General features: G+C 63.3%; 15 protein-coding genes. 11 read left to right on the top strand and 4 right to left on the bottom strand.

Annotated elements, in window-relative coordinates; translation table 11 throughout:
- Positions 1–148 precede the first annotated feature (148 nt).
- The 6 genes from BVH06_RS01530 to BVH06_RS01505 all read left to right on the top strand — a co-directional run bounded on the left by BVH06_RS01530 (position 149) and on the right by BVH06_RS01505 (position 7,754).
- The gene (locus BVH06_RS01530; protein ID WP_075932940.1) at positions 149–2,425 is read left to right on the top strand and encodes a DUF1631 domain-containing protein; all 2,277 of its coding nucleotides are present in this window, start codon (positions 149–151) and stop codon (positions 2,423–2,425) included.
- Positions 2,426–2,434: 9 nt separating this feature from the next.
- A complete protein-coding gene (locus BVH06_RS01525) occupies positions 2,435–2,767 on the top strand; it encodes a PilZ domain-containing protein (RefSeq protein ID WP_075932939.1) in 333 nt (110 codons plus the stop codon).
- 148 nt (positions 2,768–2,915) lie between these two features.
- Entirely contained in the window at positions 2,916–3,767 is an 852-nt protein-coding gene (gene fdhD / locus BVH06_RS01520) for a formate dehydrogenase accessory sulfurtransferase FdhD (protein ID WP_139315530.1), read from the top strand.
- Complete coding sequence (locus BVH06_RS01515) at positions 3,764–6,085, top strand: FdhF/YdeP family oxidoreductase (protein WP_075932938.1); 2,322 nt, start codon at positions 3,764–3,766, stop codon at positions 6,083–6,085. Before fdhD ends, BVH06_RS01515 begins: the two co-directional genes overlap by 4 nt.
- Before the next feature lie 309 nt (positions 6,086–6,394).
- Positions 6,395–7,114: a TorF family putative porin gene (locus BVH06_RS01510; RefSeq protein WP_075932937.1), complete on the top strand. Its 720-nt coding sequence runs from the start codon at positions 6,395–6,397 to the stop codon at positions 7,112–7,114.
- Between the two features lie 205 nt (positions 7,115–7,319).
- Positions 7,320–7,754, top strand: a complete 435-nt coding sequence (locus BVH06_RS01505) for a glycine zipper domain-containing protein (protein WP_075928745.1) — start codon at positions 7,320–7,322, stop codon at positions 7,752–7,754.
- Between the two features lie 43 nt (positions 7,755–7,797).
- On the opposite strand, the gene BVH06_RS01500 is transcribed toward BVH06_RS01505, so the two are convergent.
- Positions 7,798–8,232, bottom strand: a complete 435-nt coding sequence (locus BVH06_RS01500) for a thioesterase family protein (RefSeq protein WP_075932936.1) — start codon at positions 8,230–8,232, stop codon at positions 7,798–7,800.
- Between the two features lie 72 nt (positions 8,233–8,304).
- A complete protein-coding gene (locus BVH06_RS01495; protein ID WP_075932935.1) occupies positions 8,305–9,468 on the bottom strand; it encodes an iron-containing alcohol dehydrogenase in 1,164 nt (387 codons plus the stop codon).
- A 408-nt stretch (positions 9,469–9,876) separates the two neighbouring features.
- Here BVH06_RS01495 and BVH06_RS01490 point away from each other — a divergent pair, with 408 nt between their 5' ends.
- On the top strand, positions 9,877–10,380 hold the full coding sequence (locus tag BVH06_RS01490; RefSeq protein ID WP_075932934.1) for a hypothetical protein: 504 nt from the start codon (positions 9,877–9,879) through the stop codon (positions 10,378–10,380).
- Between the two features lie 127 nt (positions 10,381–10,507).
- Here BVH06_RS01490 and BVH06_RS01485 read toward each other — a convergent pair whose 3' ends face one another.
- Together BVH06_RS01485 and BVH06_RS01480 are read right to left on the bottom strand one after the other, a co-directional pair.
- Positions 10,508–10,927, bottom strand: coding sequence for an HPF/RaiA family ribosome-associated protein (locus BVH06_RS01485; protein ID WP_075928749.1), 420 nt, complete (start codon positions 10,925–10,927; stop codon positions 10,508–10,510).
- Between the two features lie 114 nt (positions 10,928–11,041).
- Complete coding sequence (locus BVH06_RS01480) at positions 11,042–11,644, bottom strand: nitroreductase family protein (protein ID WP_075929123.1); 603 nt, start codon at positions 11,642–11,644, stop codon at positions 11,042–11,044.
- 243 nt (positions 11,645–11,887) lie between these two features.
- Here BVH06_RS01480 and BVH06_RS01475 point away from each other — a divergent pair, with 243 nt between their 5' ends.
- The 4 genes from BVH06_RS01475 to BVH06_RS01460 are packed head-to-tail and all read left to right on the top strand — an operon-like array spanning position 11,888 to position 15,338.
- A complete protein-coding gene (locus tag BVH06_RS01475; protein ID WP_075932933.1) occupies positions 11,888–13,018 on the top strand; it encodes an ABC transporter permease in 1,131 nt (376 codons plus the stop codon).
- Positions 13,015–13,794: an ABC transporter ATP-binding protein gene (locus BVH06_RS01470; protein ID WP_075932932.1), complete on the top strand. Its 780-nt coding sequence runs from the start codon at positions 13,015–13,017 to the stop codon at positions 13,792–13,794. The genes BVH06_RS01475 and BVH06_RS01470 overlap by 4 nt, the downstream gene beginning before the upstream one ends.
- A complete protein-coding gene (locus BVH06_RS01465; RefSeq protein ID WP_075932931.1) occupies positions 13,795–14,712 on the top strand; it encodes an MlaD family protein in 918 nt (305 codons plus the stop codon). It begins immediately after the preceding gene.
- Positions 14,709–15,338: an ABC-type transport auxiliary lipoprotein family protein gene (locus BVH06_RS01460; RefSeq protein WP_075932930.1), complete on the top strand. Its 630-nt coding sequence runs from the start codon at positions 14,709–14,711 to the stop codon at positions 15,336–15,338. Before BVH06_RS01465 ends, BVH06_RS01460 begins: the two co-directional genes overlap by 4 nt.
- The last annotated feature ends 70 nt before the right edge of the window (positions 15,339–15,408 follow it).

Here is a 15,408-nt window from a genome sequence, read left to right as displayed (position 1 = left end):
CCGGCTCATTTAGCCCGCTAAACTTCGCGGCTCGTGCCTTGCCTCGCGACAAAACGGGCTCCGGCGCGGTCGCGTGTGAAGCGGCAACAGACCCTAGGCATACCTGCACAGCCTGATGCACCGCGTCGGGCCTTAATCAGGATCAAAGATGAGCACTCAGGGCACGCCGCCGCCATCCCCCGGCATCTCCAGCACGCTGGCCAGCAGAGGTATCCAGCCGCGCTTCAGCGAGTTGGGACAGAGCTGCCGCAAGCTGGTGCTCAATCACCTGGCAGATCATCTGACACGCACCTTCGCCCAAGTCGACGACACCCTCTTTCAATGTGCCGAGCAGGCGGAGAACAATCAGGTCCAGGCCATGTTCTTCGACAGCATGCGCGAAGTGCGCAGGCTGCGGCCGCAGATCGAACGCCGCTATCACCTGAGCATTTCCAAAGGCATCGCCGATTTCCTCGACGGCAAGTTGGTCGCCAGCCAGCCCGCGGACGTTCCGGCCGAAGACCTGGCGCTGATCGACAACGAGGCCTACGAGGAGGCGCTGCAGGTCACCAACATGGCGCATCGAGTTCAAACGCGCTGCGCACAGGCCCTGTTCGCGCTGGACAAGCGCCTGGCCCTGCTCAACAACGGCCAGCCCGTGCCGGCTGAGGTCAATCCGCTTTCCCCGAAGACGATTGCCCAAGCCTTGCTGACGGCCCTGCAACCGAGCGAATTGCCGCTGCGAATCAAGCTGGTGCTCTATGGCCTGTTCGACAAGCAATTGATGCAGGGGCTGGACGCACTCTATGAGGCACTCAACACCCGTCTGATTGAAGCCGGCGTGCTGCCCAATCTGAAATTCGCCCCTGCACGTGCTGCGGAGCCATCATCACCTTCTCCCAGCAGCCCATCCGCGAGCAGCTTCACCGAGACTCGTCGCTCGCCTGCGCCGGTCGACCTGACCGCGAGCCCGCCCGCCGATGCCGAGCACCTGGCCGCCGGGCTCGACAGATTGCTGGCCGAATACCGTAAACAGCAGCACGCCATCGGCCCGCTCAATGGCTCGCCAAGCATGGCCAGTTTCGCGCCGCAGGGCGCCAAGCGCACGTATGAAGCGGGCGAACTGCTCGAAGCACTGAATAGGCTGCAACAGGCCTCCGCCGTCGAACTCACGCAGCATCCGGATCGCCCACTGCACGTCACCGACCTGAAGACCGATCTGCATCGCCAGCTCGCCAGCCATAATGAAGCGCCCCAGCAACACCGCGTGGGTAACCAGGAAACCGATGTCATCGATCTGGTCGGGATGATCTTCGACTTCATCCTCGATGACGAAAACCTGCCGCAACCCTACAAGGTCGCCCTCTCCCACCTGCATACGCCCAGCCTGAAGGTGGCACTGCTCGACCGCGCGCTATTCGGTCAGCCCCATCACCCGGCGCGGCGGCTGATCAACGCCATGGCCCAGGCCGGTGTGCTGTACGGTGCCCAGGATGACACCTATGGTTTGCTGGCCAAGGTGCAGTGGGTGGTGCGCCAGATCGTCCAGCATTTCAGTGGCGACCTGCGCCTGTTCGAGATGCTCCTCGGCGAATTCGATGAGTTCACCCGCGGTATAAAGCAGCGGGTGGAGCTTCAGGAACGCCGCGCCGTGGAGACGGCCAAAGGTCGCGACAAGCTGCTCGGGGCTCGTCACAGCGCCGCCCAGGCGATCGCCCAGGCGCTGGCCAAGCGCTCGCCTCCGCCGATCATCCGGCAGTTCCTCGAGCGCACCTGGATCGACGTACTGGTGTTCATCCAGCTGCGCCACGGCGCCTCCAGCCAGGAGTGGCAGCGCGCCTGCGAAACGGCAGAGAACCTGGCCTGGAGCGCCACGCCGCTCGACGCCGCGCAGCGTGATCGCCTGCAGCGCCTGCGCGTCGACATGCTCGATGAGCTGCGCAATGGCCTGATGCTGCTCGGCGGTTATCGCGAAGACGACGTACGCCGCCTGCTGCAGGATCTGGTCGCCTGCCAGCACGCGGTACAGGCCGGGCAACCCCAACTGGCCTCGAAGCTGAGCCTACCCCCGCCCCCCAATCCACTGGGCGCCATGCTGAGTGACGAAGCGGCGCTGCTCGCCACGTCGCGCAAAGGTCAGCGCCACGCCGATCAAAACCTGGTTAGCGAGCTGGAAAAACTCGAGTTCGGCACCTGGTTCGATTTCATCCTGGGTGGCAAGCGGCAAACCCTGAAGCTGTCCTGGTACAGCCCCACGACCCACAACTACATGTTCGTGGACCGTAACGGCCAGCGAGCGGCGGTCAAGTCGGTGGATCAGCTCGCCGAGGAAATGCAGCAGGGCACCGCACGCCGCAGCAAACCCGACCGCTCGGCGCCGATGGTCGACCGCGCACTGCACGCCGTCTATCGTGTGCTTCAGCAACTGACTGGACGAACCACCTGAGGGCCACCCATGGATGATCGTCGCCAGCATCCTCGCTATCAGTCGACCTCACTGCTCGAAGTCTATGATCAGCACAGCGAGTCGTATCTGGGTCGGATCGCCGACCTGTCCAGCGAAGGCTTCATGCTATGCAGCATGACCCCGCAAGCTGCCGACAGGCTGGTGGAATGCAAACTGGTAGGCGAAGACGCAGACGAGGTGCGTTTCACCGCCGACTGTTTATGGAGTCGCGAGGGCGCACCCGGTCAGCCGTCCTGGGCGGGCTATCACATCATCGACATAGACGCGCTCAATGTGCAAAAGCTGCAGGCGCTCCTTGAGCATTTGCAGGGCAAAGGTTGAGCAATTCGCGGTCCTGAAAAGCGGATCATAGAGCATTTCCAGCCCTACCGATAAACAGCATCGATCAAGGCATCGGCAACAGCGATTAGACGCTTGCCCGGCAAACGCCTAGGCTTCTCTGTGTCAATCCGCCGCAGGGGAGCTTGCCGTGCCCCGGTCAGCCGAGATTTCCGCCGTTGCCAGCCGTACCCAGCCTGTCGCCCAGGAGGCGGAAGGTTACGCCTTTTCCGAACTGGGCAATCCTGTAGCCGAGGGTTCAGCCGTATTGGCCCAGGAGAGCGCACTGGCCATCAGTTACAACGGCATCAGCCATGCCGTGATGATGGTGTCGCCAACTGCCGTTGAAGATTTCATCGTCGGGTTCAGCCTGAGCAGCGCCGTCGTCGATTCCATCGACGATATTTATGACATTCGCCTACAGCACCTCGGCCCGGCCATTAGCGCCGAGGTAGAGATCAGCAGCCGCGCCTTCTGGGCGATGAAGCAGCAGCGCAGGCAACTGGCTGGCACCAGCGGTTGCGGCCTGTGCGGTGTGGAAGCACTTGATCAGGCACTGCCGCAGCTGGCGACCCTGGACCAGGCCGGGCTGCCCGACGCCGCGCATTTGTTCGATCTGCGCGAACGTATCGCCGCCGTGCAGGACCTGGCCCGCCGCAGCGGCGCCCTGCACGCCGCGCTGTATGTCGATGCCAGCGGAGATATCCGCGCCTGCCGGGAAGACATCGGCCGGCACAACGCGCTGGACAAGCTGATCGGCGCGCTGCTGCGCGAGAAACACGATGTCCGCCAGGGCTTTGCGGTGGTGACCAGCCGCTGCAGCCTGGAACTGATTCACAAGGCAGTCAGAGCCGGCATCGGCAACCTGGTCAGCCTTTCGGCCCCGACCGCCCTTACCGTGCAATGGGCGCGCCGGCACAACCTCAACCTGATTCATTTGCCCCACCACAGCGCGCCGCGGGTCTACAGCCCCGCGCCGCCTGCAAGAGAAGAACAGCCATGAGCCTGCAACCCGTGAACCCGCGTTACAAACCCTACAAAGGCGCTGCCGCCGGTTGGGGTGCGCTGATCAGCGTCACCCAGTTCTGGCTGGACAGCAAACAGCCGTTCAAGAACCTGCGCGCACTGCTCAAGACCAACCAGAATGGTGGTTTCGACTGCCCGGGCTGCGCGTGGGGCGACTCGCCGGAAGACGGCCGCATCAAGTTCTGCGAGAACGGCGCCAAGGCCGTGAACTGGGAAGCTACCAAGCGCCGCGTCGACGCCAAGTTCTTCGCCAAGTACTCCGTCAGCCAGTTGCGCGAGCAAAGCGACTACTGGCTGGAATATCAGGGCCGCCTGACCGAGCCGATGCGCTACGACGCGGCGACCGACCGCTATGTACCGACCTCCTGGGATGATGCCTTCAGCCTGATCGCCAAGCACCTGAAGAACCTCGAGACCCCCAACCAGGCCGAGTTCTATACTTCGGGTCGCGCCAGCAATGAAGCGGCGTTCCTCTATCAGTTGTTCGTGCGCGCCTATGGCACCAACAACTTCCCCGACTGCTCGAACATGTGCCACGAAGCCAGCGGCGTGGCGCTGATCCAGAGCGTCGGCATCGGCAAGGGCAGCGTGACCTTCGCCGACTTCGAACATGCCGACGCCATCTTCGTGCTCGGCCAGAACCCGGGCACCAACCACCCGCGCATGCTCGAGCCGCTGCGTGAGGCGGTCAAGCGTGGCGCTCAGGTCGTCGCCTTCAACCCGCTCAAGGAGCGCGGCCTGGAGCGCTTCCAGCATCCGCAGCACGCCCTGGAAATGCTCACCAACGGTTCCGAGCCGCTCAACACTGCCTTCTTCCGCCCGGCCCTGGGTGGCGACATGGCAGCGCTGCGTGGTATCGCCAAGTTCCTGCTGCAATGGGAGCGCGAGGCCGTAGCCAAGGGCGAGAAGCCGGTCTTCGACCATGCTTTCATCGCCGAACACACCGATGGTGTCGATGCCTACCTCGCCGTGCTCGACGAAACCTCGTGGGACTCGCTGGTCGAGCAGTCCGGCCTGACCCTGGACGAAATCGAGCAGGCGGCACTGATGTATCGCCGCGCCGAGAAAGTGATCATGTGCTGGGCGATGGGCATCACCCAGCACGTCCACTCGGTGGCCACCATCCAGGAAATCGTCAACCTGCAACTGCTGCGCGGCAACCTCGGCCGCCCCGGCGCCGGCCTGTGCCCGGTGCGCGGCCACAGCAACGTGCAGGGCGACCGCACCATGGGCATCAACGATCGCCCGCCGGTGCTGCTGCTCGACAATATCGAGAAGCGCTTCCAGTTCAAGGTACCGCGCGACAACGGCCATAACACCGTGGAAGCGATCAACGCCATGGTCGACGGCCAGGCCAAGGTGTTCATCGCCCTGGGCGGCAACTTTGCCCAGGCCACGCCGGACAGCCCGCGAACCCATAAGGCGCTGCAGAACTGCGACCTGACCGTACAGATCAGCACCAAGCTCAACCGCAGCCACCTGACCACCGGCAAGGATGCGCTGATCCTGCCGTGCCTGGGCCGTACCGATATCGATATCCAGGCCACCGGCCCGCAAGCGATCACCGTGGAAGACTCGTTCAGCATGATCCACGCCTCCTACGGCCAGCTGGACCCGCTGTCCAAGGACATGTGCTCGGAACCCGCCATCGTCGCCGGTATCGCCAAGGCCACCCTGGGCAACCACCCGGTCGATTGGGATGCGATGATCGCCGACTACAGTCGCATTCGCGATCTGATCGCCGATACCATTCCCGGCTTCCAGGACTTCAACACCCGCGTGCAGCACCCGGGCGGTTTCTACCTGGGCAACTCGGCTGGCGCGCGCCAGTGGAAGACCACCACCGGCAAGGCCAACTTCAAATCCAACGCGCTGATGGCCGACCTGCTGCCACCTCAGGTGCGCAACAGCGGCCAGACGCCGGATCTGATCCTGCAGACCATGCGTTCCCACGACCAGTACAACACCACCATCTACGGCCTCGATGACCGCTACCGCGGTGTTCGTGGCCAGCGTGACGTGCTGTTCGTCAACGAAGCCGATATCACCCGACTGGGTTACAAGCCGGGGCAGAAGGTGGACATCACTTCGCTGTGGGACGACGGCGTGGAGCGCAAGGTAGTCGGCTTTACCCTGCTGGCCTTCGACATTCCGGCCGGCCAGGCGGCTGCCTACTACCCGGAAGCCAACCCGCTGGTGCCGCTGCAGAGCGTCGGCCTGGGCAGCCACACACCGACCTCCAAGTTCGTCGCCATTCGCCTGCACGCCGCGCAGGAAACCGCGCGCATCCTGTAAAGACGCCACGGCCCTTCCGCCTCGGGCTCATTGCCCGAGGCGAGGGCTTCTTCCTCCCCTGCAGCGATCAGACTGCAGTTCGTCGGAAACAAGGCACTTACTGCCTCAAATCGCCCTCTGATGTCCCTTTGCCGTTATCCGCCTCGGTTAACGTGTATCGAAGCGCTCAATCGAAGCGCGTAGTTGTGCCCAAGCCACGATGTGGCCCTTCGGGTTTCTGCCAAACGAGCGACAACCGTGCCACTGACTACCAGGCTTCTGAAAAGCCGCCTGGCCTCGCTGTCATTGGCCTCAACGGGAGGGAATACCATGCGGTTTCCATCTGTCGTCCTGCTAGGGGCGGCTCTGCTGAGCATCCACGCCCAGGCAGCGATCATGGAGCGTGAGCTGGGCGACTACGAACTCAATCTGGGCACCACGCCAAGTCGCAGCATGGCCCAGGGGCTGGTCAAGCCCGAGAGCGGCGGGGCCTTTCACGGCGGGCTGGACTTGAGCCACCCCAGTGGCTGGTACCTGGGCCAGTGGTCGCCCAACCTGGGGATAAGCCCGGGCAGCCGCATGGAACTCAACAGCTACGTGGGCTATCGCCAGCAATTCGTCGACTCGCTCGGCTATGAAGTTGGCACCATCCGCTACAGCCACCCGGGCTATACCCACCTCGACAGCCAGGATGTGTACGCCGGCCTGACCTACGATGCGCGCCGCTTCGGTTTCTCCTTCAGCAATGACCCGAACCGTTTCAACAGCACCGTGCTGGCCGACCTCGGCCGCGTGAAAGTGCTGGGCATGGCGGTGATCGTGCGCTACGGCAACCACCTGCTCGACAACCCCAAGCAGATCTCCGGCGGCGGCCAGGTCAGCTCGTTCAATGACTGGTCGCTGAGCCTTTCGCGCCCATGGAAAGGCATCGACTTCGACTTCTCGTACTCGGATTCGAGCCTGAGCGGTGAGGCCTGCTCGGCTTATTCGGGGCACAACACCGAGTGCGAAGGCTGGTTCTCGATCAAGGCGTCGAGATCGCTGTTCTAGACGCTTTGCGGGCGACAGCACGCATCAGCCCGACGCCCCACCAAACACATCTTGATACATTCACGTCTGTATCTTTAATTCCCCCTCGGGAATTTCCTCCACGCGCCCGCTACTAAGGAGATGTCACCGGCACTGCACGGTGGCCGCAGGAACCATGGCCGAGCCATGGGCTACGCCCGCAAGGGTCATCTTCGAGGGTTACGCGATGCGTACATTCCTTAGCGCACTGGCCTTCAGTGCAATGATTTCTCCCCTGGCCTATGCCGATACCACCAAGACTGCCATTGGCAGCGGGGTCGGCGGCGCGCTGGGCAATATCGTCGGCCAGCAACTGGGAGGCAGCACGGGTGCTGCAATAGGTGCTGGCCTGGGCGGCGCCGCTGGTGGTGCCATCAGCTCACGCAACAAGACCGAGGCAGCGCTGGGCGGCGGCCTGGGCGCAGCAGGCGGGTCGGTGCTGGGCAATCAGTTCGGCGGCAGCACCGGCTCGACCATTGGCGCCGGCCTGGGCGGCGCTGCCGGTGGCGCCTTGGCCAACGAAGTGGCGGACAGCAACCGCCATGAATCCCGTTACCGCGACAACGGCCACCGGCATGGCAAGAAGCACCACAAGCGCCATCACAAGCATCGTCACCGCTAATCATCGATTCAATCATCAAGGGCGCCTCGGCGCCCTTGATGGCTCAAGCCACCAGCAAAACCTCCATCGCCTGGCGCAACCCCTGCGGAATAGCTACTGGCTGGTTGCTCTGCCTATCCACGAAGACATGCACGAACCGACCCGCCGCGCAGGCCTGCATCTGCCCTTCGCGAAACACTGCGAGTTCGTACTGCACCGAGCTGTTGCCCAGCTTGCCAACCCGCAGGCCAACCTCCACGCGCTCTGGAAAGGCAATCGACTCGAAGTAATCGCAGCTCGAACTCACCACGAAGCCCACGACTTCGCCACGATGGATATCCAGGCCGCCTGATTCGATCAGGTAGGTATTCACCGCCGTATCGAAGTAGCTGTAGTAGGTAACGTTGTTGACGTGGCCATACAGGTCGTTGTCGTGCCAGCGCGTGGTGATCGGCTGGAAGTGACGATAGTGCTCGCGCAGGTGCTGCGGCTGTTGCATGGGTTGCCACCTCGCAAAAGAACGGAAGCCGGCATGGTGCCGGCCTCCTGCCGAGGTGACAACTGCGCTCGGCTAGTAAGCGACCTGATAGATGGCCAGCGCGTGGGCCTGGGTCATTTCCCGCGGATTATTGGCCAGCAGACGGTCATGCAGCATGGCGTCGGTGGCCAGACGCGGCAGCAAATCCTGCTCGACGCCCACATCGCGCAGGCGCGCAGGCAAACCACTGCGCTCGCTGAGGTCGGCCAGCTCGATGATAAACTGCTCGGTGTGATCCGTGGCATCGCCGCTGCGCAGGCGACCGCCCAATAGCAGCGTCGCCAATTCCTCGTAGAGCGGTGCCGCTACCGAGGCGTTGAAGCCCAGCACATGGGGCAGCAACACCGCCGTGCTGACACCATGGGGCACCTGGCAATGTCCGCTCAGCGGATAAGCCAACGCATGCACCGCCGCCAGCGGCGCATTGGCATAAGCCTGCCCCGCCAGGCAGGCGCCCAGTAGCATGGCTTGGCGGGCGTCGCGATTGCCGCCGTTGTGTACGGCTTCGTCCAGGTTGGCACCGAGCAGGCTCAACGCTTCGCGGGCCAGCATGTCGGAAAGCGGATTCTTGCGCCGCGCGCCAGTGTAAGCCTCGACGGCGTGGCCCATGGCCAGCATGCCGCAGGCAGCGGTGATCGGCGCCGGCAACTGCAGGGTGAGTTCGGCATCGAGCAGCGCCAGGTCCGGCAACAAGCGCGCCGACACCACCGCGACCCGAGTCGCATGCTGGGTAGTCACCACGGCAATGGGCGTCACTTCGGAACCGCTACCAGCCGTGGTCGGCACCTGAATCAGCGGCAAGCGCTGCGCCGCTGCCTTGTCGATGCCGTAAAGATCGCTCAGCGTCTGCCGGCAATCGGGATGCGCCAGCTGCGCGACCAACTTGGCCACATCCAGCGAGCTGCCGCCGCCAAAGCCGATCACCAGATTGGCCTGGGCGTCCCTGGCGAACTGCGTGGCATTGCCGATGACAGCTTCCGGCGCCCCCGCCAGCACGCCGTCGAACACATGCAGCGCTACGCCGCCCTTGGCAAAGGCGCTACGCACGTCTTCGAAGAAATCCTGCCGGGCGACACCGGCATCGGTCACCAGTGCTACGGAGCGCGCGCCCCAGGCCTGGCATAACGGCACAAGCCGCTTGACGGCTCCGGGCTCGCAGATGAGATGGGCGGCTGTAGCAAAACTGAATGGCTGCATGGCGCTTTCCTCGTTCTGTGCAGCGCGATATCGCGCGAAAGACCATGCCCCTGTCATTTCAAGATTGCAGCATCACGGCAAGGCCTTTGTTCATAGTAGGCCGGGAGCCTGGATCTGCTCGGGAAAGCGCGAGAAGGTAGCCGTTCGTCGATTAACAGCCAGGCTTAACCAACCGATGGCGCCACGCGCGCTCAGCGCATCTGCCAGGGGTCTTTATCGGGCAACGCCGCCCAGGCCAGCAAACATGCGGCTTTCACCCAAAACCGCGAAATTCACCGACGAAGCAGACAATTACCCATGAAAAAAGTGCTAGTCCATCCCGTTATTGTGGTTATGACATATCTGCCTAAAGCCCGTCGCTCGCTCGATTTAGACTGAGTCCATCGAAGTGAAAGACGGAGGTGACTCATGCCCCTTTCCATCGACGGCATGAATATCGGCCAGTACAGCTATCGGCCAGTTGGTACTACTAACAGTGGGCTGCAGACCAACGCTCTGGACCGCGTAACGCCCGCGGCGCAGCGCCTGAACGATGCACAAGAGCAGTTGCTGGAACGCCGGCGTGTCGATCAGGAACGTCAGGATCGCCTGCGTGAGGCACGTGAAGAGCGTATCGCTCAGCAGGAACAGGAAGAAGAACGCGCGCTACAGGTGCGTCAGGAACGCCAGGATGCTGCCCGGGAACTGGACGAGCAATTACGCGAGCAGCGGCTTGAGGCACTTCAGGAGCAACGCCAGGAAGTGCTCAATCCACTGTCCGCCGAAAGCCTTGCCAGGCAGCGGGTGCAGAGCGAAATTACCCCGCCGGCGGCAAATGCTGCGCAGTTAAGCCCGCGTTTGGCGGCTGAAGCCATTTCGACTTACCGCCAGACAGAGTCTCCAGACTTCATCGGCCGCAGCCTGGTCGCCTGACCGACGCTGAAATAGCCCCCAAAAAAATCGGGCCCTGCGGTAGATCCATGATCTGCCGCAGGGCCCGGTTCTTATCCGACGGAGAATCTGATCAAGGCGCCACTATATAAAGTGGGCGCCTCCGTTCTCACTCCTTGCCCAGTGCCTCCTGACGCTGCAGAAACTCCTCCTGCAGCAGAGCATCAGCATTTTCCTCGTCACCTTCCAATTGCTGTTGCAAATGACCAGTCCCGACCGGCTTGCTTTCCAACTTACCGACCAGGTGTTCCAGCGCATGGCGCATCTTCTCAGCGGCGCCTTCGATGGCCTGCTCCAGCGACTCGGCCTTGTGGGTAACAGACAGCGGCTGATGACCCTTGGGGCGAGCCTCGATCTGGCAGCGCTTGTCGTCCGCGCCGCTCTTGCCACCGTTTTCGTCGCTGATATGCACTTCCACCCGCGACAGAAACTCCTCGTAACGCTCCAGTCGATCCGCCACGGATCCGCTCACCCATTCCTGTAGACGTGCGCTGCCTTCGATATGGTTGCTGTTCACATGAACTTGCATGGTCTTCCTCGCTTTCGACGGGTCTACGAACTTGGAGGCGGCCGGGTGAGACTAGGTTCCTGTTGATTGCCGCTGCAGCCGGCGATTGCGGCAGCAGCGGCGAGCGAGCCCGCGTCAGAAGCGGTCGCGGATCACTACTTCATCGAACGGCAGCTTGCCGATACGCGGCTTGGCATCGATGGCCTTCTTGCCTACGGCGACCATCAGACCGATCACGTGGTTGTCGGGCAGGTTGATCAGCTTGGCCACGGCGTCGAAATCGAAGCCGTCCATGGGGCAGGAATCCAGGCCCTTGCCGCGCGCCGCGAGCATCAGGGTTTGCGCCACCAGGCCGCAGCTGCGCATGGTTTCGTCGCGCTGTACCTGGGGCTTGTCGCGGTAGTAGTTATCGATGGCGCCCGCCATGAACTGCTGCACCTCGACCGGCGCGCCGTCCCACACGCGGCTGACGTTCTTCTCCCAGCTGTCGACCTGGGCACAGACCACCACCAGCATCGAGGCGTCGGTCATCTGCGCCTGCCCCCAGCCGACTTCGCGAATCTGCTGACGCAGCGCCGGGTCGCTGACTTCCACCAGGCGCACATGCTGCAAGTTGAAGGCCGTAGGCGCGAGCAGCGCCAGTTGCAGCAACTCGTTCTTTTCTTCGGCGCTCAAGGTGAAACCGGCGTCATAACCTTTGACGGCGCGGCGGCTGCGAATGGCTTCATCGATATGCATGGCAAACTCCACAGGGATGGAAAACTCGCCCATGCTAGGCAAGCCGAGGCGCCAGCGCCAATTGAGCATTCCGATGTGATTCATCGTCTGTAACGATTCATTCGAGCCGCTGCGCCGAACCACCGGTCGATACGCCAAGCCCCGCTGCGGCTGGGCGATGAACATTTCGTCAAATCGGCTAATCGCACGTGCGACTCATCAACGGCTGTTCCATCCAAAGCATCCGGCGTTAAGCTGTCGGCCATGACTCATTCGCCCTACATCAGCCTGCCCACCAACGACGCCGATGCGCTGCAGGTAAGCGGCGACTGGACGCTCGCTCATTACGCTACGCTGCTGCCTCAGGTCGACGAGGCTCGCCCGCTGCTCAGTGCAAACGCCCGCACAGACCTGAGTGAACTCAACGCCCTGGATACCGCAGGCGCCAGCCTGCTGGTCGAACTGATCGGTGCCGAGCGGCTGATCGCGCTGCTAGCCGACGGCGCATTCAGTGACGAGCGTCGCGCTCTGTTGCACACGGTCGCCCACACCATGCAGCAGAGTCGGCAGGTGACCGAGCCCCCGAGCCGCTCCACCTACCGCGAATTCTTCGGCCATATCGGCGAAGTGATGGAAGGTGTCTGGCACAAGGCCGTGGGCCTGCTGGGCTTCGTCGGCCTGACACTCAGCAGCATGCTGCTTATCCTGCTCAACCCGCGCCGCTGGCGATTGACATCACTGGCCTCGCACCTCGAGCAGATCGGCCTCAACGCGGTTCCCATCGTTGCCCTGCTGACCTTTTTGGTCGGCGCCGTGGTGGCCTTTCTCGGCGCGACCATCCTCAGGGATTTCGGCGCGACCATCTATACGGTCGACCTGGTGGCCTTCTCGTTTCTGCGCGAGTTCGGGGTGCTGCTGACCGCCATCCTGATGGCCGGCCGCACCGCGAGCGCCTTCACCGCGCAGATCGGCTCGATGAAGGCCAACGAGGAAATCGACGCGATCCGCACCCTGGGCCTCAACCCCATGGAGCTACTGGTGCTGCCACGGGTGTTCGCCATGCTGATCGCCCTGCCGCTGCTGACCTTTATCGCCATGGTCTGCGGCATGCTCGGCGGCGCCATGGTGTGCCTGCTAACGCTGGATATCTCACCGTCGATGTTTCTGTACCTGCTGCAGGAGAATATCCCGCTCAATCACTTTCTGGTCGGCATGGGCAAGGCGCCGATCTTCGCCTTTCTGATCGCAGTGATCGGCTGCCGGGAAGGTTTCAAGGTCACCGGCAGCGCGCAATCGGTGGGCGAACGCACCACCTCGAGCGTGGTGCAGTCGATCTTCGTGGTCATCGTGGTCGATGCCGTGGCCGCATTGTTTCTGATGGAGATGGGCTGGTGAGTGGCGAAGCGATCATTCAGGTGCACGACCTGACCAATCAGTTCGGCCCGCAGGTGGTGCACCAGCATCTGAACCTGGATCTATACCGTGGTGAAGTACTCGGCGTAGTGGGCGGCTCGGGCACCGGCAAATCAGTGCTGCTGCGCACCATCGTCGGCTTGCGCCAGCCCAATGCCGGCACGGTGCAGGTCTTCGGCGAAGACCTGCTGACGCTGCCCGCCAAGCGCCGATCCGAGCTGGAGCGCCGCTTCGGCGTGCTCTACCAGCGCGGCGCGCTGTTCTCGTCGCTTACCGTACTGGAGAACATTGCCATGCCGCTGATCGAGCACGCCGGGCTGACTCGCAGCCAGGCCGAGCGACTGGCCAAGTCCAAAGTGGCGCTAGTCGGCCTGCCGAGTCACGCTGGCGACAAGTACCCGACCGAGCTGTCCGGCGGCATGGTCAAGCGCGCCGCCCTGGCCCGCTCCCTGGCGCTGGAGCCGGACATCCTGTTTCTCGACGAGCCGACCGCAGGCCTCGACCCGATTGGCGCGGCAGCCTTCGATCAGTTGATCCGCACCCTGCGTGGAGCCCTGGGGCTCAGCGTGTTTCTGGTCACCCATGACCTGGATACGCTCTACACCCTGTGCGACCGCGTGGCCGTGCTGTCGCAGAAGCGGGTACTGGTGGCCGACACGCTGGACGTAGTCGCCGCCACCGACGATCCCTGGATACACGACTATTTCCATGGCCCGCGCGGACGCGCGGCCGAACAGGCTGCAGCGAGGATTAGCTGAATGGAACCACGCGCCCATCACGTTTTGATCGGCATGTTCACGGTGGCGATCGTCAGCGCCATCCTGATATTCGCCCTGTGGCTGGGCAAGTCCAGCGCCGACAAGCAATTCAATTATTACGAAGTGATCTTCACCGAAGCGGTCAGCGGCCTGTCCCAGGGTAGCGCCGTGCAGTACAGCGGTATCCGCGTCGGCGACGTCACCAGCCTGACCCTCGACCCGCAAGACCCGCGCAAGGTGCACGCCAATATCCGCATCACCAGCGCCACGCCAATCAAGGAAGACACCCGCGCACGGCTGACCATCACCAACATCACTGGCGGGGCGGTAATCCAGCTGCACGGCGGCTCCCCAGAAAGCCCGCCGCTGGAGGCCAGCAACGGTCGCATACCGGTGATCATCGCCGACCGCTCGCCGTTGTCGCGGCTGATGGCAAACGGTGAGGACCTGATGGTCAGCGTGACCCGCCTGCTCGATCGCGCCAACGCCATGTTCTCCCGGGAGAACAGCGAGAACATCGCCAAGACCCTGCGCAACCTGGAACAGATCACCGCCAGTGTCTCTGAACAGCGTGAGGAACTGCGCGAAGCCCTTGCGCAAATGAGCGCCGCGGGACGCGAGGCCAGCGCCCTGATGAACAACGCCAACAAGCTGTTCAGCGGCCCGGCGCATAACACCCTGGAAAGCGCCGAGCGCCTGGCCGCATCGCTGGAGCGCAGTAGCAGCAACATCGAACAGCTGCTGCAGGACAACCGCGCCGCCCTCGATGGTGGCATGCAGGGCATCGGCGAGCTCGGCCCGGCCATCAATGAGCTGCGTGACACTTTGGGCTCGCTACGCTCGTTCTCGCGGCGCCTGGAGGAAGACCCCGCCGGCTATCTGCTGCGCAGCGACAGCATCAAGGAGTTCCAACCATGAAAGCATTCGCCACCGCCGGCGCCCTGCTGCTGACCAGCCTGCTCAGCGCCTGCTCGATCCTTCCCCAGGGCGAGGCTCTCGACGTGTACCTGCTGCCGAGCAACCTGCCGGTGCGCGCAGCCGATGCGCCGCGGCAAAGCTGGTCGCTGCGGGTCAACCGCCCACAGAGCAGCCAGTTGCTGGACAGCCCGCGCATCGCCGTACTGCCGCAAGGCGACCGCATCAGCGCCTACCAGGGCGCACGCTGGAGCGACCGCGCGCCGGCACTGTTTCGCGACCGGCTGATCGCCGCCTTTCTCGATGACGGTCGCGTCGGCGCCGTCAGCAGCGACGACAGCCGCCTGCAGGCCGACCTGGAACTGAGCAGCGATCTGCGCGCCTTCCAGAGCGAGTACCGCAACGGACGGCCGGAAGTGCATATCCTGCTCGATGCCCGCCTGGTGCAGGCCGGCAATCAGCGCATCCTCGCCAGCCGGCGTTTCGAAGTCCGCCAGATCGCCGGCGACACGGCGGTGGAATCGGTGGTCAAGACCTTTGGCACCGCCAACGACCAGCTTTCACGCCAACTGATGGATTGGGTGGTGGAACAAGGCCAGCGTAACGCACCGGATAGCACCAAGCCCTGACTGACGCAGCTCTACTTACTCATCTGGTGGTAGCCATTCAGCTTTCTACTGTGGGAACGGGCCATGCCCG

Source organism: Pseudomonas sp. PA27(2017), assembly GCF_001945445.1.
In the GTDB taxonomy this organism is placed as follows: Bacteria; Pseudomonadota; Gammaproteobacteria; order Pseudomonadales; family Pseudomonadaceae; genus Aquipseudomonas.
Note: the sequence above shows the minus strand (reverse complement) of the source record. Positions and strands in the feature narration are given on the sequence as shown.

Excerpts from the sequence above, each read along its gene's own strand:
- BVH06_RS01530 (WP_075932940.1), top strand. The coding sequence starts at position 149 with ATGAGCACTCAGGGCACGCCGCCGCCATCCCCCGGCATCTCCAGCACG.
- BVH06_RS01525 (WP_075932939.1), top strand. The coding sequence starts at position 2,435 with ATGGATGATCGTCGCCAGCATCCTCGCTATCAGTCGACCTCACTGCTC.
- BVH06_RS01515 (WP_075932938.1), top strand. The coding sequence starts at position 3,764 with ATGAGCCTGCAACCCGTGAACCCGCGTTACAAACCCTACAAAGGCGCT.
- BVH06_RS01510 (WP_075932937.1), top strand. The coding sequence starts at position 6,395 with ATGCGGTTTCCATCTGTCGTCCTGCTAGGGGCGGCTCTGCTGAGCATC.
- BVH06_RS01505 (WP_075928745.1), top strand. The coding sequence starts at position 7,320 with ATGCGTACATTCCTTAGCGCACTGGCCTTCAGTGCAATGATTTCTCCC.
- BVH06_RS01500 (WP_075932936.1), bottom strand. The coding sequence starts at position 8,232 with ATGCAACAGCCGCAGCACCTGCGCGAGCACTATCGTCACTTCCAGCCG.
- BVH06_RS01495 (WP_075932935.1), bottom strand. The coding sequence starts at position 9,468 with ATGCAGCCATTCAGTTTTGCTACAGCCGCCCATCTCATCTGCGAGCCC.
- BVH06_RS01490 (WP_075932934.1), top strand. The coding sequence starts at position 9,877 with ATGCCCCTTTCCATCGACGGCATGAATATCGGCCAGTACAGCTATCGG.
- BVH06_RS01485 (WP_075928749.1), bottom strand. The coding sequence starts at position 10,927 with ATGCAAGTTCATGTGAACAGCAACCATATCGAAGGCAGCGCACGTCTA.
- BVH06_RS01480 (WP_075929123.1), bottom strand. The coding sequence starts at position 11,644 with ATGCATATCGATGAAGCCATTCGCAGCCGCCGCGCCGTCAAAGGTTAT.
- BVH06_RS01475 (WP_075932933.1), top strand. The coding sequence starts at position 11,888 with ATGACTCATTCGCCCTACATCAGCCTGCCCACCAACGACGCCGATGCG.
- BVH06_RS01465 (WP_075932931.1), top strand. The coding sequence starts at position 13,795 with ATGGAACCACGCGCCCATCACGTTTTGATCGGCATGTTCACGGTGGCG.
- BVH06_RS01460 (WP_075932930.1), top strand. The coding sequence starts at position 14,709 with ATGAAAGCATTCGCCACCGCCGGCGCCCTGCTGCTGACCAGCCTGCTC.